This is a genomic window from Microbacterium sp. Mcb102, assembly GCF_024519805.1.
Taxonomy (GTDB): domain Bacteria; phylum Actinomycetota; class Actinomycetes; order Actinomycetales; family Microbacteriaceae; genus Microbacterium.
The window spans coordinates 1,075,212-1,100,819 of the sequence record NZ_JALJRG010000001.1; the positions used below are offsets into that span (position 1 = coordinate 1,075,212).

Below are 25,608 nucleotides of genomic sequence, written 5' to 3' on the forward strand. Positions count from 1 at the left end.
CCTCAGAACGGACGGGGCGGGATGCGTCCATTCTACGGCGATTTCTTGGACTGGGTCGAAAAGCATGCCCCCGCGGCTCCGGGGCTCCTCACTCCCCGTCGAACACGATGCGATGGCGGTCGGCGGGCGAGACGATCTCGTCTTTCGTCCTCGTCTCGCCGTGGACGATGACGGCGACATCCAGGTTCTGCACGCGAGGCCGGGGCACACCCACCAGGCGCGCTTGCACGCGCAGGTCTGCCCTCTCCCCGGCGATCCGCCAGAGCAGCTCGGCCTCGGTGGCGGATGCGATCACCCGCTCAGCGAAGGGCTTCTGAACGGGGTGCATGCCGCCGATCGTGGCGATGTGGGCCGCAAGGCGGGAATCACGGATGCCCGGCGGCACATCCTCGAGGACGTGATCGGCCAGGCCCGGATACTCGGCGGCGGATCGGCCCTCTCGGATGGCGTCATCGATCGCCCGCGCCGCGGTCACGGTCTCCGGCCACGGCTGCACCACGGCCGACGGCGCGTCGGTGCCGTCGAGCGCGTCCTGCAGTGCGGCACCGGCCACACGCCGCGCACCGAACTCGTCCGAGTTCCCGAACGCCACCGCGCCGATGCCGGTCGCCGCATGCCAGCGCATGTGGGCGGAGAAGCCCGGAAGGCCGCCGGAGTGCTGCACGATGCGGCCGAACCGCCGGTCGTGCTCCACGAAGAGTCCGTACCCGTAGCCGGCACCGGCGAGGTCGCGTCCGTCGAACATCCCCGATGGCACGTCGATGGGTGTCCTCGGCTGCTGCATCTCGATCCGCGAGGAGGGCGCGAGCACGTGCGGCGCGAGCGGGTCGTCGGTGAAGGCCGAACCGAGGAACCACATCCAGGTGGCGATGTCGTCCACGGTGCTGAACATGCTCCCGATGCAGCCGAGGGCGCCGGTGCGCACATACGGCTCGGGGTGGAAGGTCGCGCCGTCGTCGAAGGTGCGGAAGCCGCGGGCCAGGGTGTCGTGCGCATAGCCGTCGGCCGAATGGGCGGTGCTCGTCAGTCCCAGTGGCTCGAGCAGTGTCTCCCGCACCACGTCCTCGACGGCTCGTCCGGTGACGGCCTCGACCGCCGCGCCGACCAGCGACTGCCCGAGATTGGAGTACTGGTACGTGGTTCCGGGCGCGGCGGAGAGCAGCATCCCCTCGGAGAACAGCGCAGCGATCTCCGCTCGGGAGTCGCCCAGGTGGCGGTCGACCCAGGCGTTGTCCTCGCCGAGCCCCGACCGGTTGGAGAGCAGCAGGTCTCCGGTGAGCAGGGCATCCGCGCCCCGGTGCCTGGCGCGCACGGCGGGAAGATACTCGGTGATCGGGGCATGGAGATCGAGGGCCCCGCTGTCGCGCAGGGCGAGTGCCGTCGCGGCGAGAAAGCTCTTCGACATCGATGCGACCCGGAACACGGTGTCCCGACTCGTCGTCGCGGCGTCGGCGCGCGGATGTCCGTGGGCGCGGACACCCCGCACCTCCCCGCGCTCGCACACGGCGACGATCGATGCGGGGGCGGTCCGACGCGCCCTCTCGTCCAGCCCGCGCCGGAGGGCGCGGCCCACCGTCGTCGTCGCGAGCGGAGCGGCCGCCGCGTTCACCCGCGACCTCCGACCAGGATCTCGTCCGCGAACGCCTCGACGATCGCACGGCTGACCTCGGTGTTGTGCGCGTCGACCTCCTCGGCGGCGGCGATCAGGCGCACCAAGGATCGTCCTTCTCCGCGCAAGGCGGCATCGTCCCAGCGGGCGAGATCGGCAGCCGAGGCCTCCGGGTGGAACTGCACGCCGCGGACGTGCCGCCCCAGCCGGAAGGCCTGAATCTCGATGGCGTCGCTGGATGCGAGCAGCACCGCCCGCGGCGGCAGACGGGTGATCATGTCCTGGTGGTTCTCGATCATCGGGGCACCGTCGCCGAGCGTCGCGATCACCGCGTCCTCCCGGCCGGACGGGGTCGGACGGATGGGCGTCGCCCCGCGCTCGACGGGGCCGGTCTTCGCCTTCACCTCTCCTCCGGCCACGTGCGCGAGCACCTGCGCGCCCAGGCAGATGCCGAGCGTCGGGAGGTCGTGGTCGATGGCCTCGGCGGCGAGCGCGCGCTCGACCGCGAGCCAGGGCGCACGGTCGTCCTCGTCCGGCATCAGGCCGCCGCCGAGGAGCACCAGTCCGGCGTAGCCGTCGAGAGTGGCGGGGAGCTCCTCCTCCGCTGCGACCACGGCGTCGACCGCGATGCCGCGGTCGACGAGCCAGGCCCCGAGGCGCCGCGGTCCGGAGCTCGCGGAGTTGACGACGACGAGCACGCGCGGGCTCACAGCGCTCCCTCCCGCGTCGACACATCGACGGCGGGCACCAGCGCGGCGGTCGCGGGCGGTGCGGCCCGCCCTGCCAGGAAGGACTCGTGATCGCGATCGGAGGCCTCCAGGACCCGGAGCACGTTCTCGTGCGCGAGGCCGGCGAGTTCGGCCTCCGACCATCCCCGCGCTCGCAGCTCTGCGAACAACACCGGGTAGCCGGAGACGTCGGCGAGCCCGTCCGGCATCGCGTCGGTGCCGTCGTAGTCCGCGCCGATGCCCACGGCATGCGGTCCCGCGACCCGTCGGATGTGGTCGAGATGATCGGCGACGTCGCGGACGCTCACGGCCGGCGCCTCGCCCTCGCCTCCGGCCTCCCACCAGTCGCGGCGGGCCTGCGAGACGAACGTGGGTACGAAAGCGACCATCACCACTCCGCCCTGGGCACCGATCGCGGCGAGCACGTCGTCGGGGACGTTGCGCGGGTGATCACAGAGGGCGAGAGCACCGGAGTGGCTCACCATCACGGGGCGGGTGGTCTCCTCGAGGGCGTGACGCATCGTCGTCGGGGCCACGTGGGAGAGATCGACGAGGACCCCGATGCGGTTCATCTCGCGCACGACCTCGCGGCCCCACGCACTGAGACCGCCGTGATGCGCGTCGTCGGTCGCGGAGTCGGCCCAGGTGGTCGTCCGCGACCAGGTGAGCGTCATGTACCGCGCGCCCAGACGGGCGTACTGGCGCAGCACCGCGAGCGAACCGCCGAGCTGGCTGCCGCCTTCGATGCCGATGAGCGAGGCGATCCGCCCTTCCGCCATCGCCTGGCGCACATCCGCTGCGGTCCGCGCGAAGGCGAGGCGCTCGGGGTGCGCGTCGACCAGACGGTGCACGAAGTCGATCTGCTCCAGCGTTCCGACGACCTGCTCGGCACCCTGCAGCACCGGATCGACCCATACCGACCAGAACTGTCCGGCCACCCCGCCGATCGCGAGCCGGGGAAGGTCGGTCTGCGTCGACGGCACGCCGTCCGCGAGTTCCTCCACCCCATACCCGAGCAGGGTCCTGCTCGCCCACGCCAGGTCGTTGTGTCCGTCGATCACACTGTCGAGCATCCGCTGTGCACCTCTCTCAGTCATCGCGCGCGTCCAGCGCCGCGTTCATCCGCGCGGTCAGGTCATGGTCGATGAACCGCTCCGCACCGTCGAGCTGCCCCACCGGCACCGCGCCGCGCGTGCTGGAGCACAACCACAGCGCATCCGCCCGATCCAGATCGTCGCGCATGAGCACCCCGATCCTCGTCGGGACGTCGGTGACTCCCGAGAATGCATCGGCCTGGGTCGTTCCGGGGAGGACGCCGAGCTCGGCGGGTGGTGTGACGAGCTCGCCGTCGATGCGGGCGATCAGCGTCGAGCGCGGGCCCTCGAGCACGAATCCGTCTGCGCTCACGAAGATCACGTCATCGGCGCCGCGACGGGCCGCCTCCCGAAGGGCAGCCTGATTCACCGCATAGGCGAGCGACTTCGCTCCCTGCAGCAGCCAGGGGGCGGTCTGCATCACGTCGTGCCGGTAGCCGCGATCCAGCACGACGGCGCGGACGCCGCGCATACGGACGGCGGAGGGGTCGCTGCCGGCGAACCCGAGCACCCAACCGGTCGGCGCTCCCTGGTCGAATTCGTCGCCTCGGGTCATGACGAACTTGACGGACGCGATCTCCCCTTCCTCCAGCACTCCGGGAAGGGACACCGCCGCGGCCGCCCGGAGAACCGCGGCTCGCCACAGGTCGCGTCGGGGCGCGGGCAGCTCCATCAGCCCCGCCGAGCGTTCGAGGCGCGTCAGATGAGCCTCGAGTGCTTGCGGCCTGCCGCCGCGGACCACGGCGGTCTCGAACACCCCGTCCCCGCGATTGACGCCGAGGTCGGTCGCCCTGACGATCGGCTCACGCGGGTCGATGGGGTGGATGCTCTCCTCGACGGCGGACGTGCCCGACAGGTCGAGGCGAAACAGCAGCAGCGCACGCATGATGGTCCTCTCCGGAATGGGCGTCTCACCCGTGCGTGAGCGCGGGATCGCGGACGGTGGTGTCGGCGGAATCCCAGGTGCGGAACACGGCCCGCTCGATCCGCTCCACGAGGACGTCGTGGCCGATGCCCGCTCCGCGAGGAACCTGCACCCTGCCCTCCACCGCGGTGACGGGTGGGGCGATGATGTCGTCGACGTAGTACTTGTCGGAACCGGAGACGTCCGACGGGAGGAGGAACCCGGGCAGTGCCGAGATCGCGACGTTCGCCGCCCGACCGATCCCGAACTCGTGCATGCCCCCGCACCAGACGGGGATGCCGGCGTCGACGGCGAGGTCGTGCGCCGCCTTCGCGACGGTGAGTCCCCCCATCCGCGACACCTTGATGTTGAGGATGCGCGCGGCGGAGAGCCTGATCATCGTGCGCAGATCGCCGAGCCCGATGACGGACTCGTCCAGGCACACCGCCGTTCCGATCCGGGCCTGGAGCGTCGCATGCGCCACCATCTCCCGCGGGGCGAACGGCTGCTCGATCATGGTCAGACCCAGTGCGTCGAGCTGTGTGAACACGGCAGCGGAGTCGTCGTCGTCGGGATACGCGCCGTTCGCGTCGACGTGGAGGTCGAGGTCGGGGTGCGCGTCGCGCACCGCTCGCACCGGCTCCACGTCCCACCCGGGGGCGATCTTGAGCTTCACGCGCGGATATCCTGCCGCGCGCTGCAGCTCCACCTGGCCCAGGAGCTCGTCGATCGACGGCTCGATGCCGAGCGAGACTCCTGCCACCACCTCGTCACGGGTGCCCCCGAGCGCCGTCGCGAGGGAGAGCCCCCGGCGGCGGGCGAAGAGGTCCCACACCGCGCCGGAGAAGCCGGCTCGGGCGAACTCGTTGCCGCGTACCCGCGCCCACGTCATCTCCAGATCGGCAGGTTCCTCACCCTCGGCACCGACGAGGGCCGGCACGAGGTAGCGGGTGGCGATCTCCCACGCCGTCGTGGTCGTCTCCGCGCCGAAGTACGGGTCGCTGGGCGCGGCGATCTCTCCCCAGCCACGACGGCCTTCCTCGTCGGTGGCCTCGACGATGATGTGCTCGATGCCGGATTTACGATGCGAACTGGTCTCGAAGCTGTGCCGCAGGTCCTGACGCACCGCGAACAACCGGATGCGGGTGATCTTCACGTCTCCGCCTCCTCGTCGACCTCGGGCCGCGAGGGATCCGAACTGTACAGTCCCAGTCGTGCGACGAGCCGATCGCGCTCGGCCAGGCGACGGCGGGCTCCCTTCGCGCTCGCCGTCGTCAGCGCACTCAGCAGGTGGCAGACGGCCGCGACCGGGGTGGGCGAGTCCGCGTAGGACGCCGACCCGGTGCGCACCCGGATGAGCGAGGTCGCGAGCGGCGCCAGCGGGGCGTCCTCGCTGTCGGTGATCACCACGAGCTGCCCGCCGGCCTCCCGGAACAACTGCCCGAGCCGCACGGTCTCCTCGCGGTAGCGCCGGAGGGAGAAGGCGATGAGCACGTCGGAGGCCCGTACATCCGTCAGCACGGTCAGCGGCTGCAGCGCATGCCCGTCGACGAGGAAGACGTTGGACAGCGTCGCGGACAGGTCGGCGTTGAGCAGCTGCGCGTAGGCCGCCGCCTTCCCCTCACCCGCGACGTAGCGTCGTCGGGCGCCCAGCAGCAGCGCCGCGGCCTGCGGCACCTGGGCCGACGTGCTCAGCTCCTCGAACGTGAGCGCGAGCGTGCGCAGCTCGGTCTCGATGATGCGCGCCTGGATGCTCTCCGCCGAGAGGTTGGTCCGGATGCGCTCGCCGAAGCGGTCCCGCGGCGAAACGAGCTCGCGGTCCTCGTGCTGCTGGTCGCTCATGCGATGGCCTTCCCTGATGTGGCGCGGTAGACCGCGGTGTGCTCGTCGACACGGGAGGCCGCGACGAGCACGTCGCCTCGCCGGAACACCTCCGTCATCGCACTCTCCAGCTGCCGCCGCAGCGCCGGGCGCTCGCCGGGGGCGAGCTCATCCGCACGCGCGGGGATCGCGATCCAATCGGCGTCGCCGACGTGCACGACGCGCCCCCAGTCCTCCCTGCCCAGTCCCGCCGGAACGCCCGATCGCGGCGCCCGGGGTGCGGTCGTGGTCGCGGTCAGATCCCAGGAGACCACGAGCCGGTCGGTGTCGGGCCGGGCGTAGTAGTCGCGTTCGAACGCGATGCCGACCGCACCGAGCGAGCTGAGGTTGAAGTGCGCGTTCCGTGCCAGCAGCGGATCGAAGGTCCAGCGCATGGACTGCTGCCCCCACCGGAGCGCGACGTCGCGTTGGGCGAGCTTGAGCGCCTGACCGACTCCGCGGCCCTGCTGCGCGGCATCGACCGCGGCCGCCTGCGAGTAGTGGAAGTGGGTCCCGCTCGCATCGCAGCCCGCGAAGCCGTACGCGAACCCGATGAGCCCCCCGTCGTCTGCGAAGGCCCCCACCGCGGATCCGCCGTTACGTGCGAGCGCGGTGAGCAGATTGGCGTTGAGCGCGTACTCCTGCTCGGTGTACGCGAAGACGCGCGCATAGAGTGCCGCCGCCTCACGGAACTCGGAGTACTGGGTCAGTTCGCGGCAGTCGTAACCGACGCCCGCGTCGGCGGCCACCGAAGAGTGAGGCACGATACGTTTCCTAAGATCGAACGAGTGATGCAGCTGGGAGCGATGTTATCGGCGGCTTGCACCTCAATCAAGAGGCAGATACGGTTCGTAACTGTGACCACTTTCCCGGCAGCTCCCGGAGCGGACCACCCTTCAGACGACATCATCGCACTCGTGCGCGAACTTGTGACCCGCGAGTCGCCCACCCGCGATGCCGTGGCGAGCCGCAGCATCGCCGATCTCCTCACCGGATGGTTCGAGGGCGTCGGCGGGGAGGTCCGCCAGGAGCCGACCGCCGCGGGAACGGATCTCGTCATCGACGTCGCCGGAGCCGGCGATCCGTACCTCCTGATCGGTCACACCGACACCGTGTGGCCGGAGGGCACCCTCGACGGCGCGCTGCCCTGGTCTCAGCAGGGCGACGTCGTGCGCGGGCCCGGCGCCTACGACATGAAGGCCGGGATCGTGGTCATGCTCGAAGCCCTGCGGCGACTTCAGCCGCTCCCGCGCGAACGCCGCAGAGCCGTGCGCATCGTCCTGGTCGCCGACGAGGAGGTCGGCTCGCCCGAGTCGGGTCCCCTGCTCGCCGAACGCGCACGCGGAGCTGTCGCGGCCATCGGATTCGAGTCGCCACATCCGGACGGCGCCCTCAAGGTCGGCAGGCGCGGGAGCGCACGGGTCAGGATCGCGGTCACCGGGCGCGCCGCACACGCCGCCCTCGACCCCGAGCACGGCATCTCCGCCGTGGACGAGCTCGTCGATCAGTTGATGCGGGTGCGAGAGATCGTCGCGGATCCCGCCTTGCCGGGACCCGTGCTCTGCAATGTGGGGACGATCTCCGGTGGCGCCCGCGCCAACGTGATCCCCGCACGGGCAGAGGCGGAGATCGGTCTCCGCTTCACCGATCCGGTCACCGAGGAGCGGGTGATGCGGGCACTCGCCGCACTGCGGCCCGTCCGCGCCGGTGCGGAGATCGTCGTCGAGACCTTGAGCGCCCGCCCTGCCTGGCTCGCCTCCGCGCAGGACGCCGCGCTGGTGGCGACCATCGAACGGTCCGCCGCGGGCATCGGACAGCGCATCGAGGCGCGTCCGGCGGCCGGCGCGGGCGACACCAATCTGCTGGGCGCCCTCGGGCTGCCGACGGTCGACGGATTCGGACCCCGCGGAGGTGGCGCGCATGCGGAGGACGAGCACTTCCTGCGCTCCTCCCTCGGCGAGCGCATCGCACTCCTGCGTGCCGTGCTCACCCTGCCCGCGGAGTGAGGATACGATTCCCGTTTGCGCCCTGATCACGCTGATCCGAGGGATACGTTCCGGATCTCGGGACGGAAATACTGCATCTTCGAACTCCCTTCGCGTGGGGCGCATCCTTGCATCCGCATGTTTCCGGGCTGTTACACCCGGAAAGCAACCTGCGCCCAGATGCCGACTTGCGAAAAATCTTCGACGATACGCAACGAATCCCTTGACCCGGAGGCAGACTTCCGCTTGCATGGTCTCCACCGACCCGGCTTCATCGTGGATCCGGGCGGCGCCCGAAGGGACTTCTTCTATGCGTCTTGCCCCCCGCTCCAGAACAGCACGAAGTCTGACCGCCGCTGCGATCGCCTCCGCGCTCCTCATCGCTGCTCCCGCCGGTGCCGCTCAGGCGCAGTCCGTGAGTGCCGCCACCGAATCCCCCGCCTCCGAGACCACGTTGCGCATCGCGACGTCCGGCTTCGTCGACACGTTCAACCCGTTCATCTCGATCTACCTGACGCCGACGAACATCATCCGCTACGTGTACGAGTCCCTCGTGCAGAACGACGCCGAGGACGGTTCCCCCACCAAGGGCCTCGCCGACTCCTGGGAGGCCAGCGACGGCGGCCAGACCTGGACCTTCACCCTGCAGGACGATCTCACCTGGTCGGACGGCGAGCCGATCACCTCGGCCGATGTGAAGTACACCTACGACCAGATGATGACCGTGCCGGCCCTCGGGACCGCGAACGGCAACCTCGTCTCCAACTTCGACTCGGTCGAGACCCCCGACGACAAGACCGTGGTGATCTCGCTCAAGACGCCGCAGGCACCCAACCCCGGCTCCGAGATCCCGATCGTCCCGCAGCACATCTGGGAGGCGGTCGACGACCCGACCACGTTCGCGAACGACTCCGAGGTGGTCGGCTCCGGCCCCTTCGTCCTGGACAGCTACTCGGCCAACCAGTCGATCGTGCTCAAGGCGAACAAGAACTTCTGGCGTGGTGCCCCCAAGATCGACGCGATCCAGTACGTGTACTACACCAACTCGGACGCCCAGGTGCAGGCGCTGAAGGCCGGCGACGTCGACCTCGTCTCTGGCCTCACCCCGACGCAGTTCGAGGCGCTCGACGGCGTCGAGGGCATCACGACCCATTCCGGGATCGGACGCCGCTATCACTCGATCAGCATCAACCTGGGCCAGCAGACCCGCGAGAACGTGCCCTACGGCACCGGTAACGCGGCGCTGAAGGACCTCGAGGTCCGCCAGGCGATCCGCCTCGGCACCGACACGGAGACGCTGCTCGACAAGGTGCTCTCCGGCGAGGGCGTGCAGGCCACCAGCTTCATCCCCGCGTCCTTCCCGAAGTGGCACCTGTCGGACGACGACGAGGTGATCGTCGGATTCGACCCCGACGCAGCGAAGGCGAAGCTCGACGACGCGGGCTGGGTGCCCGCTGCCGACGGCATCCGGGAGAAGGACGGACAGCGTCTGAGCCTGCGCCTGCTGACGGACGCCGACGACTCGAACGAGCAGTCCATCGCCGAGTTCTTCGTCCCGTGGATGAAGGACATCGGGATCGAGATCGCGGTCGAGTCGACCGACTCCGACACCATCAGCGCGAAGGCCACGTCCGGCGACTACGACCTGTACTTCAGCGGATGGTCCGTCAACCCCGACCCCGACTACCAGCTCGGCATCAACACCTGCATGAACCTGCCCACGGCGACCGACGGCACCGGCGGCACCACGCAGGACGGCTACTGCAACCCCGAGTTCGACGAGTTGTACGCCCAGCAGCGCTCGGAGACCGACGAGGAGAAGCGCCAGGAGATCGTGCACGACATGCTGGCGCTGAACTACACCGACACGGCGCAGGTCGCCACCTGGTACGCCAACTCGCTCGAGGCCTACCGCTCCGACCGCTTCACCGGCTTCACCCTGCAGCCCAAGGACGGCGGCATCATCGCGAACCAGGCCGGCTACTGGGGCTACCTCACGGTCGAGCCCGTCGAGGGCGCGACCGCCAGCGGCACCGGCACGAACACCGGACTCATCATCGGAGGCATCGTGGTGGGAGTGGTCCTCATCGGAGGACTGGTCTTCTTCCTGATCCGTCGTCGCAACATCGCCGACGTCGAATGACTCCAGCGAGACGCCGCGGGCGGCGGTCATCCGCCCCCGCGGCGTCTCCCGGTCCGCTGTAAGGAGACTTCATGTCGAACGCGGTTCCCCCATCCACATCCGCCATCGCCACCAGCGCCGCAGCCGAGGAGCAGCCGAGAGGTCTCGGCGGCCTCCGCTACTTCCTGGTCAAGCTGGGCGGCGCGGCCATCAGCATGGCGATGGTCATCCTCCTCGGATTCTTCGCCTTCAAAATCCTGCCCGGAGACCCGGTCGCATCGATCGCGCGCGAGCGCGGCATGAGCGCCGAACAGGTGGCGCAGTTGCGCGAGCAGCTCGGCCTGAACAAGCCCCTGTGGCAGCAGTTCATCGACTACCTCGGCAACGTCTTCACGCTGAACTTCGGCACGAGCTACGTGTACCGCACCTCGGTCTCCGAACTCATCGGCATGTATTTCTGGAACACGATCCTCCTCACCGGCACCGCGGCGATCATCGCCATCGCCCTCGGCCTGTGGCTCGGGCAGAAGGCCGCGTGGAAGCACGGCTCCACCTTCGACCGCATCGTCTCGGGCACCTCGCTGGTGTTCTGGTCGGTCCCGACGTTCTGGCTCGCCCTGCTGCTGCTGATGATCTTCGGCGGCACGCTGCACTGGTTCCCCACCGGCGGGATGGTCTCCCCCAACCCGCCCACCGATCCCGTCGGCGCCGTCCTCGACGTGATCTCGCACATGGTCCTGCCCGTGATCACGATGGTCGCCGTCGTCTATGCGCAGTACCTGATGGTGATGCGCAGCTCGCTCCTGGAGGAGATGGGCGCCGACTATCTCACGACCGCGCGCGCGAAGGGACTACGGGAAGACCTCGTGCGCCGCCGCCACGCCGTCCCCAACGCCCTGCTCCCGACCGTCACCCTCGTCTTCATGCACATCGGCGGGCTGATCGCCGGGGCGGTGACGGTGGAGACCGTGTTCTCGTGGCCCGGACTGGGCAAGCTCACCTTCGAGGCCATCTCCGGTCCCGACCTGCCCCTCCTGCAGGGCACCTTCGTGGTGTTCTCCACGATCATCATCGTGATGAACCTCATCGCGGACCTCATCTACCGTCAGCTCGACCCGAGGGTGAGGCGCGCATGAGCACGGCATCCACTTCCATCCGCTCGCCCCGCGCGCTCGCCTGGCACCGCCGTGGGGCGGCGTTCGCCGACTTCTGCCGCCAGTTCACGCACCACCGCGCGGGCATGGTCGGTCTGATCTTCCTGGTCATCGTCGCGGCGGTGGCCATCCTGGCACCGGTGATCGCACCGTCGAGCATGCTCGACGTCACCAAGCTCGTCGACCCGGAGCGGTTCGCGCCGCCCTCGTGGCAGCATCCGCTCGGCACCGATCAGCAGGGCCGCGAGATCTGGGTCCGCATGGTGTGGGGGGCGCGCGTCTCCCTTCTGGTCGGGCTCGCGGCCACCGCGATGTCGATGGTCATCGGCACACTGGTCGGGCTCTCCGCCGGTCACTTCACCGGCTTCTTCGGCGGCCTGATGATGCGCATCATCGACTTCTTCCTCGTGCTGCCCTCGCTCATCCTCGCGATCGTGCTCTCCTCGGTGCTCAGCCGCGGTGTCTGGACGATCATCATCGCGATCGGGCTCACCTCCTGGGCAGGCACGGCGCGCGTGGTGCGGGCGCAGACCCTGTCGATCGAATCGCGCGACTACATCGAGCGCTCGCGGGCCCTCGGCGCCGGCCACTGGCACATCATCATCAAGCACCTCCTCCCCGGCGTGCTGCCTCTGGTGCTCGCCAACACCACGCTCACGGTGGGTTCGGCGATCATCTCCGAGTCCACGCTGGCGTTCCTCGGGCTCGGCGACACCACGCTGCAGTCCTGGGGCTCGATCCTGAAGAACGCGATGGACGTGTCCGCGGCGACCAGCGGCTACTGGTGGTACGTGCTCGTGCCCGGTATCGCGATCGTCCTGGTGGTGCTGTCGTTCACCCTGATGGGCCGCGCCGTCGAGAACATCACGAACCCGACGCTGAGGAGCCGATGACATGCCCGATCTGATCTTCGACGACGTCTCGATCACCTACCGCACCGCCGGGCGCGCCGGGCGGGACGAGGTCGCCGCCGTCCGCAACGTCTCACTGACGCTGCCGGCGGGCCAGACGCTCGGCATCGCCGGGGAGTCGGGGTCCGGTAAATCGACCCTGGCGATGAGCGTGCTGCGCCTGCTGCCCCACAACGCACGCCTGAGCGGCCGCGTGCTCCTGGGCGACCAGGACGTCGCGGAGCTCTCCTTCGGCCAGCTCCGCGCGGTGCGCTGGGCGCAGACCTCCATCGTGTTCCAGGGGGCGATGCACTCGCTGAACCCGGTGCGGACCGTGGGCTGGCAGCTGCTCGAGGCCCTGGAGCTGCACGCGTCGGATCGCTGGAAGAGCGAGAAGGGCCGCAAGCAGCGCATGGCGGAGCTGCTGGATGTCGTCGACCTCCCGCAGCAGAAGTCCGAGTCGTACCCGCACGAGCTCTCCGGCGGCCAGAAGCAGCGGGTGATGATCGCGATGGCCCTGGCGTGCGACCCCGAGGTCATCATCGCCGACGAGCCGACGACCGCTCTCGATGTCATCGTGCAGAAGCAGATCCTCGACATGATCTCGCGGCTCGTCTCCGAGCGCGGCATCTCGATGCTGATGATCAGCCACGACCTGTCGGTCCTCGCGACGGCGTGCCAGCGCATCGCCATCATGCGCGACGGCGAACTCGTCGAGGTCGGTGAGAGCTACGCCGTCTGCACGCGTCCGACGCAGGACTACACCCGGCAGCTGGCCGACGCCTTCCCCACCATCGGCGATCCGGCCTCCCGCCTGGCGCCGGTGACCCGGCACGGGCAGGGCGCCGACGAGGTGCCGGACATCGCCCATGGCGACGAGGTGCTGCTGGAGGCCCGCGGGGTCAACGTCACCTATCGATCGGGTAGTCGGCCGGTGCACGCCGTGCGCGACGTCGACCTCACCGTGCGTCGAGGCGAGATCGTCGCGCTCGTCGGACAATCCGGTTCAGGGAAGTCGACACTCGCCAGGGCGCTCATGGGCCTGCAGCCCGCCGACCCCGGCTCCCGGATCCTCTTCGACGGCGCGGAGATGCCAACGAAGGGCCGCGACCTCGCGCACTTCCGCTCTCAGGTGCAGCTCGTGCTCCAGGATCCCTGGGCCGCGCTGAACCCGAAGCACAGCGTGTACGAGTCGGTCGCCGAAGGTCTGCGGGTGCAGCACTTCACAGGCGACGAACGCGAGCGCGTGGCCCAGAGCCTCACTGATGCCGAGATGACGCCGCCGGAGAGGTTCTTCAGTGCCATCCCACAGGAGCTCAGCGGCGGGCAGCGCCAGCGCGTGGTCATCGCCGGTGCCCTCGCCGTGCAGCCGCAGATGCTCATCGCCGACGAACCCGTCGCTTCGCTCGATGCCTCGGTGCGGGGAGAGATCCTCGGCCTGCTGCTCGACCTGCGCCGGCGGCTCGGACTCTCCGCGCTCGTCATCACGCACGACCTGGGCCTCGCCTGGAACATCGCCCACAGCGTCGCCGTGATGTACCGCGGGGAGATCGTCGAACGGGGCACGACCGAGGAGGTCCTGTTGAATCCACAGCACGAGTACACCCGGCATCTGCTCTCCGCAGCACCGCGCATCGAGGAGCAGCCGGCATGACCCGCACGACCTCTCCTTACCTCGACTCCGCCCCGCTGCAGCCCGGAGATACCGTGGCGATCGTCTCGCCGTCCGGGCCGGGGAACGAGGAGAACACGCAGCGCGCGGTCGACTACTACGAGTCATGGGGTCTGCGGGTGCGGGTGGGCGACCACGTGCTCACCCCGCACCCGCGCGCGTCGTACCTCGCCGGTCCCGACGATGTGCGCCGCTCGGATCTCGTCGATGCGTGGATGGACCCGGACGTGGATGCCGTCGTGGCCGCCCGGGGCGGGTACGGGGCACTGCGACTGCTCGACGGCATCGACTGGGCGGAGATGCGCCGCGGAGCGCTGCGGCGCGACGGTCGCCCGAAGCTCCTCACCGGCTCCTCCGACATCACCGCGCTGCACGAGACCATGCGCGCGCATCTGGACCTGGCGACGCTGTTCTGCCCGATGGCGGGCAACAACGTCTTCCGCGACTCGGAACAGGTGCGCGCCGACGTGCAGCGGTGGTTGTTCGAGCCCTGGCGCGGACGCGAGCTGATCGGCCCGAAGACCGAGGTGATGACACCGGGGCGCGCGGTCGGGCGTTTCACCGGCGGCAATCTCAGCCTGCTCGCCGCCGGGCTCGGCGCCCCCGAGGCTGCCGTGCCGGCTCCCGGCATCCTTTTCCTCGAGGACATCACCGAGGAGCCCTACCGGCTGGACAGCTTCGTGACGCAGCTGCGGAGGGCGGGGCGACTCGCGCAGGTGAACGGGATCGTGCTGGGCTCCTGGCACGAATGCGGCGACCTCGACCTCGTGCACGCCCTCATGCGCGACGAGTTCCAGGATGCGGGCGTACCCGTGCTGTGGGAGCAAGGCTTCGGACACGACCCGCACGCCCTGACGATCCCCCTCGGCGTCGACGGCGTCCTCGATGCGATGACGGATGAGCCGCGACTCACGGTGGGAGTGCCCGGATGATCGCCGTGCCGACGCTCGATCCCCGCATCACCTGGTCGGTGCGGATGATCGACGCCGACAGCGGCGCCACCCTCGCCGAGCACGACCCACACGTGCAGTGCGAGACCGCCAGCATCGGCAAGATCTTCCTCCTGCTCGAAGTCGCGCGCCGACTCGAAGACGGCACGCTCGATCCGGATCAGCCGGTCGCCATCCCGGAGGGGCACCGTGTGGAGGACTCCGGTCTGCTCTACCGGATGCGCAATCAGGGTATCGGCGTGCACGACGCCGCCCTCCTCGTCGGCGCGGTGAGCGACAACCTCGCCACGAACGCCCTCATCCACCTGTGCGGCCTCGAGTCCGTGCGCGCCGTCGCGCCGGCCCTCGGATACACGCAGACCTCGCTGCACGACTACATCCGCAACGAGCGCACGCCCGACCTGCCCTGGACACCGTCGTACGGCACCGCGGCGGAACTGGCCGACCTGATGCGCCGCCTCGGTGCCGGTGAGGCCTTCTCCCCCGCGGTGAGCGCACGCGTGCTCGACTGGCTGGCCGCCGACACCGACACGTCCATGACCGCCGATGCCTTTCTGCTCGACCCGCTCGCCCACGTGGACGCCGAGTACCAGGGCATGGTCCTGCGGCACAAGACCGGCAGCGTCGGATTCGCCCGCGTCGACACCGGCCTACTCCGCGGCCCCGTCGCGACCGTCGCCTACGCGGTGGCCGCGAACTGGAAGCAGAGTCCGACCGATCTGCGCGCGCCCGTCATCGACGGTATGAGAGACATCGGAGAGCGGATCCGACTGCATGTCACCGGGCTCGCGCGTGACGAGACGGGGCTCGCATGAGCGTCATCGGCGCGGAACTGCCTGCGGATCACGGCGCGGTGTGGTCCGTCCTGGTGAAGGACATCGACACCGGCGAGGTGCTGCTGCAGCATGAGCCCGAGGCGGCGCTCGATACCGCGAGCGTCGGCAAGATCTTCCTGCTTCATCGGCTGCTCACCGAGGTCGATGCCGGGACGCGGAGCCTGGAAGAGCGCGTGACGCGCCGCCCCGTGGAGTCCATCGACGACTCCGGACTCTGGTACCTGCTGCAAGCGGCGGAGCTGTCGCTCCACGACGTGGCCGCCCTCATCGGCGCGGTCAGCGACAACGCCGCGACGAACACCCTGGGCCGGGTGATCGGGATCCCCGTGGTCCAGGAGCACACGCGCGCCCTCGGCTACACCTCCTCCGCGCTGGACGACATCGTGCGATGGCCGATCCCGCCCGGCGCTCCGACGACGCTGTCGCATGCGAGCGCCACCGAACTGGTGCGATTCATGACGCGTCTCGCCGACGGGACCGACCTGACCCCGGCATCGGCCGACACCCTCCGACGCTGGCTCGGCGCGGGCATGGACCTGTCGATGGTCGCGTCCGCCTTCGACCTCGACCCGCTCGCACACTGGGGCTTCGACCGCGGCATCTGGCTGCTCAACAAGACCGGCACGATCTCCCGGGTGCGCGCCGACACGGGCATCGTGATGTCGCCGGATCGCCGGATCGCCTATGCGGTGCTGGCGAACTGGGACCGCGGCGCGGACTGGCGCGGACCGGTGCTGGCCGCGATGCGCACGATCGGCGAGGGCATCCGCAACGCGCTCGCCGGGTGAGTCCACGGCTGTGCACGCGGGTCAGACGGCCCCGGCGCGGGCGAGACGCGCCCGGACCTCGTCGATGGGCACCGCACGCGCGGTCCGACCATCGGGGCCGACGGTCGTCTCGGCGGCGAGCACGGAGTTGATCAGGGCCTCCTCCACGGCATCCATCGTGGCGGCGAACAGCGGCGACAGCACGTCGTCCGCCACCGGACCTCCGAGCGCCGGATCGTGCACCGAGAACGCGATCGCGTAGTCGCCGCTGCCCTGCGCGTAGTCGGCGCCGACGCCCCGCATCGCGAACACCGCACGGCCGGCCACCCGCCCGAGCTGGCGTCCGTCGACGGGCGCATCCGTCGCGACGACGATCATGCACGAGTTGCCGACGGGTTGAGCTGCGGCCTCGGCCAGCAGCTCCTCCGCGGGAAGCGGTACTCCCGCGATCCGCAACGTCCCACTGAAGTTGGTCTGCACCAGGGCACCGACCGTGCGCGTCCGTCCGGCGACGTCGACGAGTCGGGACGACGTGCCGATGCCGCCCTTGTAGCCGAGCGCGACCGTCCCCGCACCGGCCCCGACGCACCCCTCCACGACGGGGCCGGCGGCCGCCGCCTCCAACGCCTGGACCACCTGCTCCTCGCCGACGGCCCGGCGCCGGATGTCGGAGAGGAAGCCGTCGTTCGTCTCACCCACGACCGGGTTCAGCGTCATCGTCCGCGCGTGGGACGGGGTCGCCAGCAGGTGTCCGAGCAGCGCGTCGGCGACGCGGAAGACCGACAGGGTCGAGGTGAGGAGGATCGGGGTCTCCAGTGCGCCGAGCTCGCGGAGCTGCGTGGCACCGACGAGCTTGCCGTAGCCGTTGCCGACCGAGAGGTTCGCGGGGAGGCTGCGGCGCTCCCCGGTCAGGGCATCGGGCACGATCGCGGTGACCCCGGTGTGGAGACCATCGCCGTGCAGCGTGGCGTGCCCGACCCGGACACCGCCGACATCGGTGATCGCGTTCTCCGCACCGCGCGCGAACGCCCCCGACGGGACGCCGAGGTCGGCGAGGCGGGGACGGGAGGAGGCGGACGACAGCGGTGTCATGCTCCGATCCTTCCAGGGGCGGAGGAGCGGACATCCGCGCCGCGCCGGGCGACTCCGCCGTGTCCAGCCGGCCTTCCGCTCGCTCGGTAGACTGGTCCGCACACCCCACACTCAGGCACGCTCACACAGTGCCGCATACATCGCTCGAGGAGACCCCATGCCTGCTTCCGAATCGATTCCCACCGGGATTCCCGACAAGCCCGTACTCGAAGGTCTCGAAGCGAAGTGGGACGCCGCCTGGGCGGAGCAGGGCACCTACCTGTTCGACCGTCTGCGCGCGGCACAGGCCGGCCGCGAGGGCGTGTACTCGATCGACACCCCGCCGCCGACGGCATCCGGAAGCCTGCACATCGGGCACGTGTTCTCGTACACGCACACCGACGTGAAGGCCCGCTACGAGCGCATGCGCGGCAAGACCGTGTTCTACCCGATGGGCTGGGACGACAACGGCCTTCCCACGGAGCGCCGCGTGCAGAACTACTACGGCGTGCGCTGCGATCCCTCGCTCCCCTACGACGCCGACTTCACGCCCCCGTTCGAGGGCGGCGACAACAAGTCGAGCCGCGCGGCCGACCAGCAGCCGATCAGCCGCCGCAACTTCATCGAGCTCTGCGAGCGCCTCACCATCGAGGACGAGAAGCAGTTCGAGGCGCTGTTCCGTCAGCTCGGACTGAGCGTGGACTGGACCCAGACCTACCGCACGATCTCGGACGACACTATCCGCCAGAGCCAGCTCGCATTCCTGCGCAACATCGAGCGCGGCGAGGCCTACCAGGCACTCGCACCGACCCTGTGGGACATCGACTTCCGCTCCGCCATCGCGCAGGCAGAGCTCGAGGACCGCGACCAGCAGGCCGCGTACCACACGATCGAATTCCCCTTCGCGGACGGCTCGGGATCGATCGCGATCGACACCACGCGCCCGGAGCTGCTCCCCGCATGCATCGCCCTCGTGACGCACCCGGAGGGTCCGCACAAGCACCTCATCGGGACGAAGGTGAAGACGCCGTTCTTCGGCGCCGAGATCGAGATCCACGGACACCACCTCGCCCAGCCCGACAAGGGCACGGGAGCGGCGATGGTCTGCACCTTCGGCGACGTGACCGACATCGTGTGGTGGCGAGAGCTGCGCACCACCGAGAACGAGCCCCTGCCGAACATGACCACGATCGGCCTCGACGGACGCTTCCTCCCCGAGGCGCCCTCGTCCGTCGAGAACCCGGAGGCGATCTCCTGGTACGCCGAGGAGCTCGCGGGCAAGACCGTGTTCAGCGCGCGCAAGGCGATCGTCGAGAAGCTGCAGGAGACCGGTGACATGACGGCCGTCGGCAAGCCGTTCAACCACGCGGTGAAGTTCTTCGAGAAGGGCGACCGTCCGCTCGAGATCGTGTCGACCCGCCAGTGGTACATCCGCAACGGCGCCCGCGACGGCGAGCTGCGCGACACGCTCATCGCCCACGGTCAGGAGCTCGCCTGGCACCCGGAGTTCATGCGCGTGCGCTACGAGAACTGGGTCGGCGGCCTCACCGGCGACTGGCTGGTGTCGCGCCAGCGGTTCTTCGGAGTGCCGATCCCGCTCTGGTACGCGCTCGACGAGAACGGCGAGCGTGACTACGACCGTGTGCTCGCCCCCGACGCGGCGACGCTCCCGATCGACCCGACGACCGATGTCCCCGCCGGATACACCGAGGACCAGCGCGGCGTGGCCGGCGGGTTCGACGCCGAGGCCGACATCCTCGACACCTGGGCGACGTCGTCCCTCACGCCGCAGCTCGCGGGTGGCTGGCAGCGCGACGAGGAACTCTGGAACCTCACCGCGCCGTTCGACCTGCGCCCGCAGGGTCAGGACATCATCCGCACGTGGCTGTTCTCGACCATGCTGCGCTCCACTCTCGAAGACGACCGGACTCCGTGGCGTAACGCCGCGATCTCCGGCTTCATCGTCGACCCCGACCGCAAGAAGATGTCGAAGTCCAAGGGCAACGTCGTCACCCCGGCCGATGTGCTCGAAGCTCACGGCTCAGACGCGGTGCGCTACTGGGCGGCATCGAGCCGACTCGGCATGGATGCGGCGTTCGACCCGCAGAACCCGACGCAGGTGAAGATCGGCCGTCGCCTCGCCATCAAGGTGCTGAACGCGGCCAAGTTCGTGCTGTCGTTCCCCGTGCCCGAGGGCGCGCAGGTGACGCATGCCCTGGATGCATCGATGCTGACCGCCCTCGACGGTGTGGTGACCGAGGCGACCAAGGCGTTCGATCGCTACGACGCCGCCCGCGCGCTCGAACTGACCGAGGCGTTCTTCTGGACCTTCTGCGACGACTACCTCGAGCTCGTGAAGGAGCGCGCCTACAACCAGGCCGACGTGGGTCAGGCTTCCGCCGCGCTCTCGCTGCGCCTGGCCCTCTCGACGCTCCTCCGCCTGCTGGCGCCGGTGCTGTCCTTCGCCACCGAGGAATCGTGGTCGTGGTTCGAGGAAGGGTCCGTGCACACGGCGGAGTGGCCCACGCCGCTCGGCATCGACGGCGACCCGGCCGTGCTCGCTGCCGCGAGTGAGGCGCTGATCGGCATCCGTCGGGCGAAGACCGAGGCGAAGGCCTCCCAGAAGACTCCGGTCTCGCGCGCCGCGATCGCCGCTCCGGCTGCGAAGCTCGAGGCGCTCCGTGCCGCCGCCGATGACCTCCGCGCCGTCGGCCGCATCGCCGAGCTCGAGTTCAGCGAGGCCGAGGAGTTCGCGGTCACCGCGATCGATCTCGCACCGGTCGAGGGTTCCTGATGCAGCTCGGCACTCGATGGGCGGCCGGATCCGAGGCACCGGCCTCGGTCCCCGCATCGCTGCGTCCCGCGATCGCCGCGGTGGAGGCGAAGGGCCTCACCGGCCACTGGACCCTCACCTGGCTCGAGGGCCGCGCCATCGCGGAGCTCGACGCCGGCTGGGAGGTCTTCCAGGCCGCATCCGGCGAGGTCGTCGCCCGCCCCTTCACGGACTGAGCCCGCCCGCACGGAGAGACTTCGGGCTCGTTCAGAACCGTGGGATGTCGAGCTGCGCGAGCGCGCGGGTCAACGACTGCGGATCCTGTGTCGGTGTCTGCTGCTGCCGCAGTCTGTCGAGAACGCGCGCGTGCCGCTCGGCCCGGCGGGCGACGCGGCGAGCGACCCATGCGGTGAGAGTCTCGGCCAGCCGAAGCAGCCGAGCCTCGGTGTGGGTCGGAGCCATCAGGTGAAGCGTTGCGGTGGTCATGATTCCTCCTCCGAGTCGGTGGCGGGTGCGGATGACGCGGTCGACGGTGTCGACAGGTCGAAGAGCTCGGTTCGCAGCGACACCCGCCGCACGTCCGGGCCGGTCTGACCCCGGTAGCGCTCGATCGCGCCCTCGACGATCGCCTCGAGCTCATCGCGGAGCGACACCGCCTGCTCCGGCGTCAGATCCAGGTGCGTGGTCATGATGACGCCGGTGTCGCGCCACTCCTCCGGCACGTCCGCCTGAGGGCGATTGACGTAGGCCATGAGGGTCTCGTGACGAAGACGGAAGAACTCCGAGTTGACGATCTGGGCCGCCGCGCGATTGGCGGGCGAGGTCATCTCGTCGGGACCGGGAACGTCGATCCGTCCCTTCGGCCGTTCCCACCACCGCTCGCGGGCGGTGCCTCGCCCCTCGACCTCGCGGATGAGGTCGTGCGCGGCGAGTGCGCGAAGGTGGTAGCTCGTGGATCCGGAGGTCTCCCCCACGAGGGCCGCCAGCGAACTGGCGGTCTGCGGGCCGCGAGCCGCCAGCAGGTCGAAGATCTTCACCCGCAGCGGGTGCGCGAGCGCCTTGAGTGCCCCGGCATCGAGCGTCCGTACCTGCGTCCCGTTCGTCATGTATGCAAAGATACCTTTGCAAAGCTTTCTTTGCAAGTGTTTCTTTGCAAGACTCTCCTGACGATTCCTGAGCTCTGATGACCTCGGTGGATAGGCTCGGAAGATGACCGACGCCATGAATCCGCTCCTCCAGCCGTCGACTCTCCCCTTCGGGCTCCCCGATTACCCCGCGATCCGGCCCGAGCACTATCTCCCGGCATTCCAGGCCGGGTTCGAGGAGCAACTCCGCGAGGTCGCCCGCATCACGATGGTGCGATCGATGCCGACCTTCGAGAACACCCTCGAGGCGCTCGAACGCTCGGGTGAGCTGCTCGACCGGGTCGCGCACGCCTTCTACACGGTCAGCTCCGCGGATGCGACGCCGGAGATCCAGGAGATCGACGAGCAGCTCGCCCCCCTCATGGCCGCCCACCAGGACGCGATCACCCTCGACGCGCAGCTGTACTGGCGCGTGCAGCAGGTGTTCGAGCAGCGGGATGCTCTCGGTCTCGACGCCGAGCAGCGCTACCTGGTGGAGCGCCACCACCGCGAGATGACGCACGCGGGTGCCGGCCTCGACGACCAGGCCAAAGAACAGCTGACGGCGCTGAACCAGAAGCTCTCGACGCTGACGAACACGTTCGAGCGCAACCTGCTGAACGACACGAACGACCTCGCCGTGGTGTTCGACACCCCCGCGGAGCTCGATGGTCTGAGCACCGGAGAGCTTTCGGCCGCGGCGCGTGCCGCGACGGACCGCGGGCTCGACGGCAAGCTGCTCATCACGCTGCCGCTGTTCACGGGACACCCCGCCCTGGCCCAGCTGCGAGTGCGGGAGTCGCGACGGCGCATCATGGCCGCCTCTCTCGCGCGCGGATCCCGCGACAACGCGAACGACAACCGCCCGGTCCTCCTCGAGATCGTGCGGCTGCGGGCGGAGCGTGCGGCTCTGCTCGGGTACGAGTCGCACGCGGCGTACGTCACCGCCGACGAGACGGCCGGGACTCCCGATGCCGTCGAGCAGATGCTGCGTCGGCTCGCCGCGCCCTCCGCACGTAATGCGACGGCCGAGCACACCGCTCTGCAGGCGATCGTCGACGAGACCGAATCCACGCCGTTCGCCGTGGAGGCCCACGACTGGACGTACTACACCGAACGGGAGCGCACGGCGCGGTACGACATCGACTCCAGCGCCCTGCGCCCCTGGTTCGAGGCGGAGCGCGTGCTGCAGGACGGAGTCTTCTTCGCCGCGACGCAGCTGTACGGTGTGACGTTCGCGGAGCGCGAGGACCTGGTGGCTTACCACCCCGGGACTCGCGTGTTCGAGGTGCGCAACGACGACGGAACTCCCGTCGGCCTGTACGTCCTCGACCTGTACACGCGCGATTCGAAGCGCGGTGGGGCCTGGATGAACGCGATCGTGAGCCAGTCACGACTGCGCGGCACCGCACCGGTCGTCGTCAACAACCTCAACGTGCCGCTGCCCGGCGACGGCGAGCCCACACTGTTGACTCTCGACGAAGTCACCACGCTGTTCCACGAGTTCGGACATGCCCTCCACGGACTCTTCGCGACGGTGACCTACCCGCACTTCGCCGGGACGAACGTGTTCCGCGACTTCGTCGAGTTCCCGAGCCAGGTGAACGAGATGTGGATCCTCTGGCCGGAGGTCCTCGACAACTACGCCCGACACCACGAGACCGGCGCACCCCTCGACCCCGCCATCGTCGAGCGCCTGCGCGCGACCGAGACGTTCGATCAAGGCCACGCGACGAGCGAGTACCTGGCCGCCGCATGGCTGGACCAGGCGTGGCACCGCGTGGGTGTCGACGCGGAGATCGGCGACGTCGCCGCGTTCGAGGCCGCCGCCCTCGCCGACATCGGCCTCGACGACCCGGCTGTCCCCACCCGCTACTCGTCCACATACTTCGCGCACGTCTTCTCCGGCGGGTACAGCGCGGGCTACTACTCCTACATCTGGAGCGAGGTGCTCGACGCCGACACGGTCGACTGGTTCCGGGAGAACGGCGGGCTCACCCGCGCCAACGGTGACCGGTTCCGCGGGCGCTTGCTCGGGGTCGGCGGTTCGAAGGACCCCCTGCAGGCGTACCGCGACTTCCGGGGTCGCGACGCCGAGATCGAGCCGCTGTTGAAGCGCCGTGGTCTCGGCGGCTGAGTCGTGAGACCCTGAGGGCATGAACGCATTCCCCGACGCACCGTTCGGCCCGGCTGACCGTCTGGACCTCGACGCCGTTCCGCTCGCGGTGATCCGTCACAATGGCATCCGCATCGCCGACCTTTCCGACGCGTTCGACGCGGGCTACTCGGCGATCGCCCTGACGTTCGCCGGCGACGTGCTGACCCCGGCCGGCCCCGCGCTCGCGATCTACCACGGCGACCCGATGGACGTCTTCGATCTCCAACTCGGCTACCCCGTGGTCTCCCCGCCGGAGAATCCGATCCCCACGGCGAGCGGAAGTGTCATCATCGGCTCGGCCCTGCCGTCGGGGCCCGCTGTCGCGACGACCGTGTTCGGCTCCTACGAGGAACTCGGTGCCGGATGGGCGGGTCTCGTCGAACGCGCCGGAGCGCAGGGATTCCGTACCGGAAGTGTCTGGATCGAGGTGTACGTGTCCGATCCGAGCACAACGCCGGCAGAGCTGCGCACCGACCTCATCTTGCCGCTGGCCTGACCGAGGTCACGCGCTCTTGCGCTTGCGCTCCATCACGATGGTGGGCGGCGCGCCTTCGTCGACGGCCGCGCGGGTCACGATGACCTTGGCGACGTCTTCTGCCGAGGGGATCTCGAACATGATCGGCCCGAGGACGTCTTCGAGGATGGCGCGGAGCCCACGGGCACCGGTCTTGCGCTCGACGGCGAGGTCGGCGATCGAACGCAGCGCGTCTTCTTCGAACTCGAGCTGCACGCCGTCGATCTCGAACATGCGCTGATATTGCTTCACCAGCGCGTTGCGCGGGCCGGTCAGGATGTCGATCAGCGCGGCCTGATCGAGCGGCGAGACCGACGTGACGACGGGAAGACGGCCGATGAACTCGGGGATCAGGCCGAACTTGTGCAGGTCTTCGGGGAGCACCTCGCTGAACAGGTCGAGGTCCTTGCCCTTGTCGTGCAGCGGCGCACCGAAGCCGATGCCGTGCTTGCCGACACGTGCGGACACGATGTCCTCGAGCCCGGCGAAAGCCCCGGCGACGATGAACAGCACGTTCGAGGTGTCGATCTGCAGGAACTCCTGGTGCGGGTGCTTGCGGCCACCCTGCGGCGGAACCGACGCGACCGTGCCCTCGATGATCTTCAGGAGCGCCTGCTGCACGCCCTCACCCGAGACGTCACGGGTGATCGACGGGTTCTCGGCCTTGCGGGCGATCTTGTCGACCTCGTCGATGTAGATGATGCCCTGCTCAGCGCGCTTGACGTCGTAGTCGGCGGCCTGGATGAGCTTGAGCAGGATGTTCTCGACGTCTTCGCCGACGTACCCTGCCTCGGTGAGCGCGGTGGCGTCGGCCACGGCGAAGGGCACGTTCAGGCGCTTGGCGAGCGTCTGCGCGAGGTAGGTCTTGCCGCAGCCCGTCGGACCGATGAGCAGGATGTTGCTCTTCGCGATCTCGACCTCTTCGGCCCGCTGCTCGGCGGACTGCAGAGTGCCGAGTGCACGAACGCGCTTGTAGTGGTTGTAGACGGCGACGGAGAGAGCGCGCTTGGCGGGCTCCTGACCGACGACGTACTCCTCGAGGAACGAGAAGATCTCACGCGGCTTGGGCAGCTCGAACTCCGCGACACCGTCGCCGGAGGACTCGGCCATCCGCTCTTCGATGATCTCGTTGCAGAGCTCGACGCACTCGTCGCAGATGTACACGCCGGGTCCGGCGATCAGCTGCTGGACCTGCTTCTGACTCTTTCCGCAGAATGAGCATTTGAACAGGTCAGCGCTTTCACCGATGCGGGCCATGCGCGTCCTCCTATGGGGGATCAGAGATCGTCCTTCGAGCCTAACCGCTGCATACGACACTGGGCCGCATTGGACCGTACTCGGCATCGGGTCGCGACACATGAGGAGTCAGGAACCGCCGCTATCCCCGGTTCCGGGGC

23 protein-coding genes are annotated in these 25,608 nt (G+C 69.3%); 12 read left to right on the forward strand and 11 right to left on the reverse strand.

Annotated elements, in window-relative coordinates:
• Nucleotides 1–88: 88 nt before the first annotated feature.
• Genes OC372_RS05220 through OC372_RS05250 form a run of 7 tightly spaced genes read right to left on the reverse strand, consistent with a single transcriptional unit; the run spans nucleotide 89 to nucleotide 6,959 of the window.
• Entirely contained in the window at nucleotides 89–1,609 is a 1,521-nt protein-coding gene (locus tag OC372_RS05220; protein WP_262001110.1) for a serine hydrolase domain-containing protein, read from the reverse strand.
• Nucleotides 1,606–2,319, reverse strand: coding sequence for a type 1 glutamine amidotransferase (locus OC372_RS05225; protein ID WP_262001111.1), 714 nt, complete (start codon nucleotides 2,317–2,319; stop codon nucleotides 1,606–1,608). Before OC372_RS05225 ends, OC372_RS05220 begins: the two co-directional genes overlap by 4 nt.
• Nucleotides 2,316–3,434: a dipeptidase gene (locus OC372_RS05230; protein ID WP_262001112.1), complete on the reverse strand. Its 1,119-nt coding sequence runs from the start codon at nucleotides 3,432–3,434 to the stop codon at nucleotides 2,316–2,318. Before OC372_RS05230 ends, OC372_RS05225 begins: the two co-directional genes overlap by 4 nt.
• Entirely contained in the window at nucleotides 3,427–4,317 is an 891-nt protein-coding gene (locus OC372_RS05235; RefSeq protein ID WP_262001113.1) for an aminotransferase class IV, read from the reverse strand. The genes OC372_RS05230 and OC372_RS05235 overlap by 8 nt, the downstream gene beginning before the upstream one ends.
• Nucleotides 4,318–4,342: 25 nt before the next feature.
• Nucleotides 4,343–5,491 (reverse strand): o-succinylbenzoate synthase, encoded by a 1,149-nt coding sequence (gene menC, locus OC372_RS05240; protein WP_262001114.1) that lies wholly within the window; start codon nucleotides 5,489–5,491, stop codon nucleotides 4,343–4,345.
• Nucleotides 5,488–6,177 (reverse strand): MurR/RpiR family transcriptional regulator, encoded by a 690-nt coding sequence (locus OC372_RS05245; RefSeq protein ID WP_029261649.1) that lies wholly within the window; start codon nucleotides 6,175–6,177, stop codon nucleotides 5,488–5,490. The genes menC and OC372_RS05245 overlap by 4 nt, the downstream gene beginning before the upstream one ends.
• Nucleotides 6,174–6,959 (reverse strand): GNAT family N-acetyltransferase, encoded by a 786-nt coding sequence (locus tag OC372_RS05250; RefSeq protein WP_146114799.1) that lies wholly within the window; start codon nucleotides 6,957–6,959, stop codon nucleotides 6,174–6,176. Before OC372_RS05250 ends, OC372_RS05245 begins: the two co-directional genes overlap by 4 nt.
• Nucleotides 6,960–7,052: 93 nt before the next feature.
• Here OC372_RS05250 and OC372_RS05255 point away from each other — a divergent pair, with 93 nt between their 5' ends.
• The 8 genes from OC372_RS05255 to OC372_RS05290 all read left to right on the forward strand — a co-directional run bounded on the left by OC372_RS05255 (nucleotide 7,053) and on the right by OC372_RS05290 (nucleotide 16,592).
• Nucleotides 7,053–8,201 carry a M20/M25/M40 family metallo-hydrolase gene (locus OC372_RS05255; RefSeq protein WP_262001115.1) on the forward strand — a complete coding sequence of 383 codons (1,149 nt, stop codon included), beginning with the start codon at nucleotides 7,053–7,055 and terminating at the stop codon, nucleotides 8,199–8,201.
• A gap of 289 nt (nucleotides 8,202–8,490) precedes the next feature.
• On the forward strand, nucleotides 8,491–10,323 hold the full coding sequence (locus OC372_RS05260; RefSeq protein WP_105710140.1) for an ABC transporter substrate-binding protein: 1,833 nt from the start codon (nucleotides 8,491–8,493) through the stop codon (nucleotides 10,321–10,323).
• A gap of 71 nt (nucleotides 10,324–10,394) precedes the next feature.
• A complete protein-coding gene (locus OC372_RS05265; protein ID WP_029261645.1) occupies nucleotides 10,395–11,438 on the forward strand; it encodes an ABC transporter permease in 1,044 nt (347 codons plus the stop codon).
• A complete protein-coding gene (locus OC372_RS05270) occupies nucleotides 11,435–12,349 on the forward strand; it encodes an ABC transporter permease (protein ID WP_091037101.1) in 915 nt (304 codons plus the stop codon). Before OC372_RS05265 ends, OC372_RS05270 begins: the two co-directional genes overlap by 4 nt.
• A gap of 1 nt (nucleotide 12,350) precedes the next feature.
• Nucleotides 12,351–14,000, forward strand: a complete 1,650-nt coding sequence (locus OC372_RS05275; protein ID WP_091037104.1) for an ATP-binding cassette domain-containing protein — start codon at nucleotides 12,351–12,353, stop codon at nucleotides 13,998–14,000.
• Entirely contained in the window at nucleotides 13,997–14,950 is a 954-nt protein-coding gene (locus OC372_RS05280) for an LD-carboxypeptidase (RefSeq protein ID WP_262001116.1), read from the forward strand. Before OC372_RS05275 ends, OC372_RS05280 begins: the two co-directional genes overlap by 4 nt.
• Nucleotides 14,947–15,783 carry a serine hydrolase gene (locus OC372_RS05285; RefSeq protein ID WP_105710144.1) on the forward strand — a complete coding sequence of 279 codons (837 nt, stop codon included), beginning with the start codon at nucleotides 14,947–14,949 and terminating at the stop codon, nucleotides 15,781–15,783. The genes OC372_RS05280 and OC372_RS05285 overlap by 4 nt, the downstream gene beginning before the upstream one ends.
• Nucleotides 15,780–16,592, forward strand: coding sequence for a serine hydrolase (locus OC372_RS05290; protein WP_262001117.1), 813 nt, complete (start codon nucleotides 15,780–15,782; stop codon nucleotides 16,590–16,592). Before OC372_RS05285 ends, OC372_RS05290 begins: the two co-directional genes overlap by 4 nt.
• 21 nt (nucleotides 16,593–16,613) lie before the next feature.
• Here the strand turns inward: OC372_RS05290 and OC372_RS05295 are convergent, their stop codons facing one another.
• The gene (locus OC372_RS05295; protein ID WP_262001118.1) at nucleotides 16,614–17,663 is read right to left on the reverse strand and encodes a P1 family peptidase; all 1,050 of its coding nucleotides are present in this window, start codon (nucleotides 17,661–17,663) and stop codon (nucleotides 16,614–16,616) included.
• Nucleotides 17,664–17,820: 157 nt separating this feature from the next.
• Here OC372_RS05295 and valS point away from each other — a divergent pair, with 157 nt between their 5' ends.
• Together valS and OC372_RS05305 are read left to right on the forward strand one after the other, a co-directional pair.
• A complete protein-coding gene (gene valS / locus OC372_RS05300) occupies nucleotides 17,821–20,436 on the forward strand; it encodes a valine--tRNA ligase (protein ID WP_262001119.1) in 2,616 nt (871 codons plus the stop codon).
• Nucleotides 20,436–20,651, forward strand: a complete 216-nt coding sequence (locus OC372_RS05305) for a hypothetical protein (RefSeq protein WP_105710148.1) — start codon at nucleotides 20,436–20,438, stop codon at nucleotides 20,649–20,651. Before valS ends, OC372_RS05305 begins: the two co-directional genes overlap by 1 nt.
• A gap of 31 nt (nucleotides 20,652–20,682) precedes the next feature.
• Here OC372_RS05305 and OC372_RS05310 read toward each other — a convergent pair whose 3' ends face one another.
• Together OC372_RS05310 and OC372_RS05315 are read right to left on the reverse strand one after the other, a co-directional pair.
• Nucleotides 20,683–20,901 (reverse strand): hypothetical protein, encoded by a 219-nt coding sequence (locus OC372_RS05310; RefSeq protein ID WP_029261636.1) that lies wholly within the window; start codon nucleotides 20,899–20,901, stop codon nucleotides 20,683–20,685.
• Nucleotides 20,898–21,521 carry an ArsR/SmtB family transcription factor gene (locus OC372_RS05315; protein ID WP_105710149.1) on the reverse strand — a complete coding sequence of 208 codons (624 nt, stop codon included), beginning with the start codon at nucleotides 21,519–21,521 and terminating at the stop codon, nucleotides 20,898–20,900. Before OC372_RS05315 ends, OC372_RS05310 begins: the two co-directional genes overlap by 4 nt.
• Nucleotides 21,522–21,624: 103 nt before the next feature.
• Here OC372_RS05315 and OC372_RS05320 point away from each other — a divergent pair, with 103 nt between their 5' ends.
• Together OC372_RS05320 and OC372_RS05325 are read left to right on the forward strand one after the other, a co-directional pair.
• On the forward strand, nucleotides 21,625–23,676 hold the full coding sequence (locus OC372_RS05320) for a M3 family metallopeptidase (RefSeq protein ID WP_262001120.1): 2,052 nt from the start codon (nucleotides 21,625–21,627) through the stop codon (nucleotides 23,674–23,676).
• Between the two features lie 19 nt (nucleotides 23,677–23,695).
• On the forward strand, nucleotides 23,696–24,193 hold the full coding sequence (locus OC372_RS05325) for a GyrI-like domain-containing protein (protein WP_262001121.1): 498 nt from the start codon (nucleotides 23,696–23,698) through the stop codon (nucleotides 24,191–24,193).
• A gap of 6 nt (nucleotides 24,194–24,199) precedes the next feature.
• Here OC372_RS05325 and clpX read toward each other — a convergent pair whose 3' ends face one another.
• Nucleotides 24,200–25,468: an ATP-dependent Clp protease ATP-binding subunit ClpX gene (clpX, locus tag OC372_RS05330; protein WP_029261632.1), complete on the reverse strand. Its 1,269-nt coding sequence runs from the start codon at nucleotides 25,466–25,468 to the stop codon at nucleotides 24,200–24,202.
• Nucleotides 25,469–25,608: the final 140 nt, after the last annotated feature.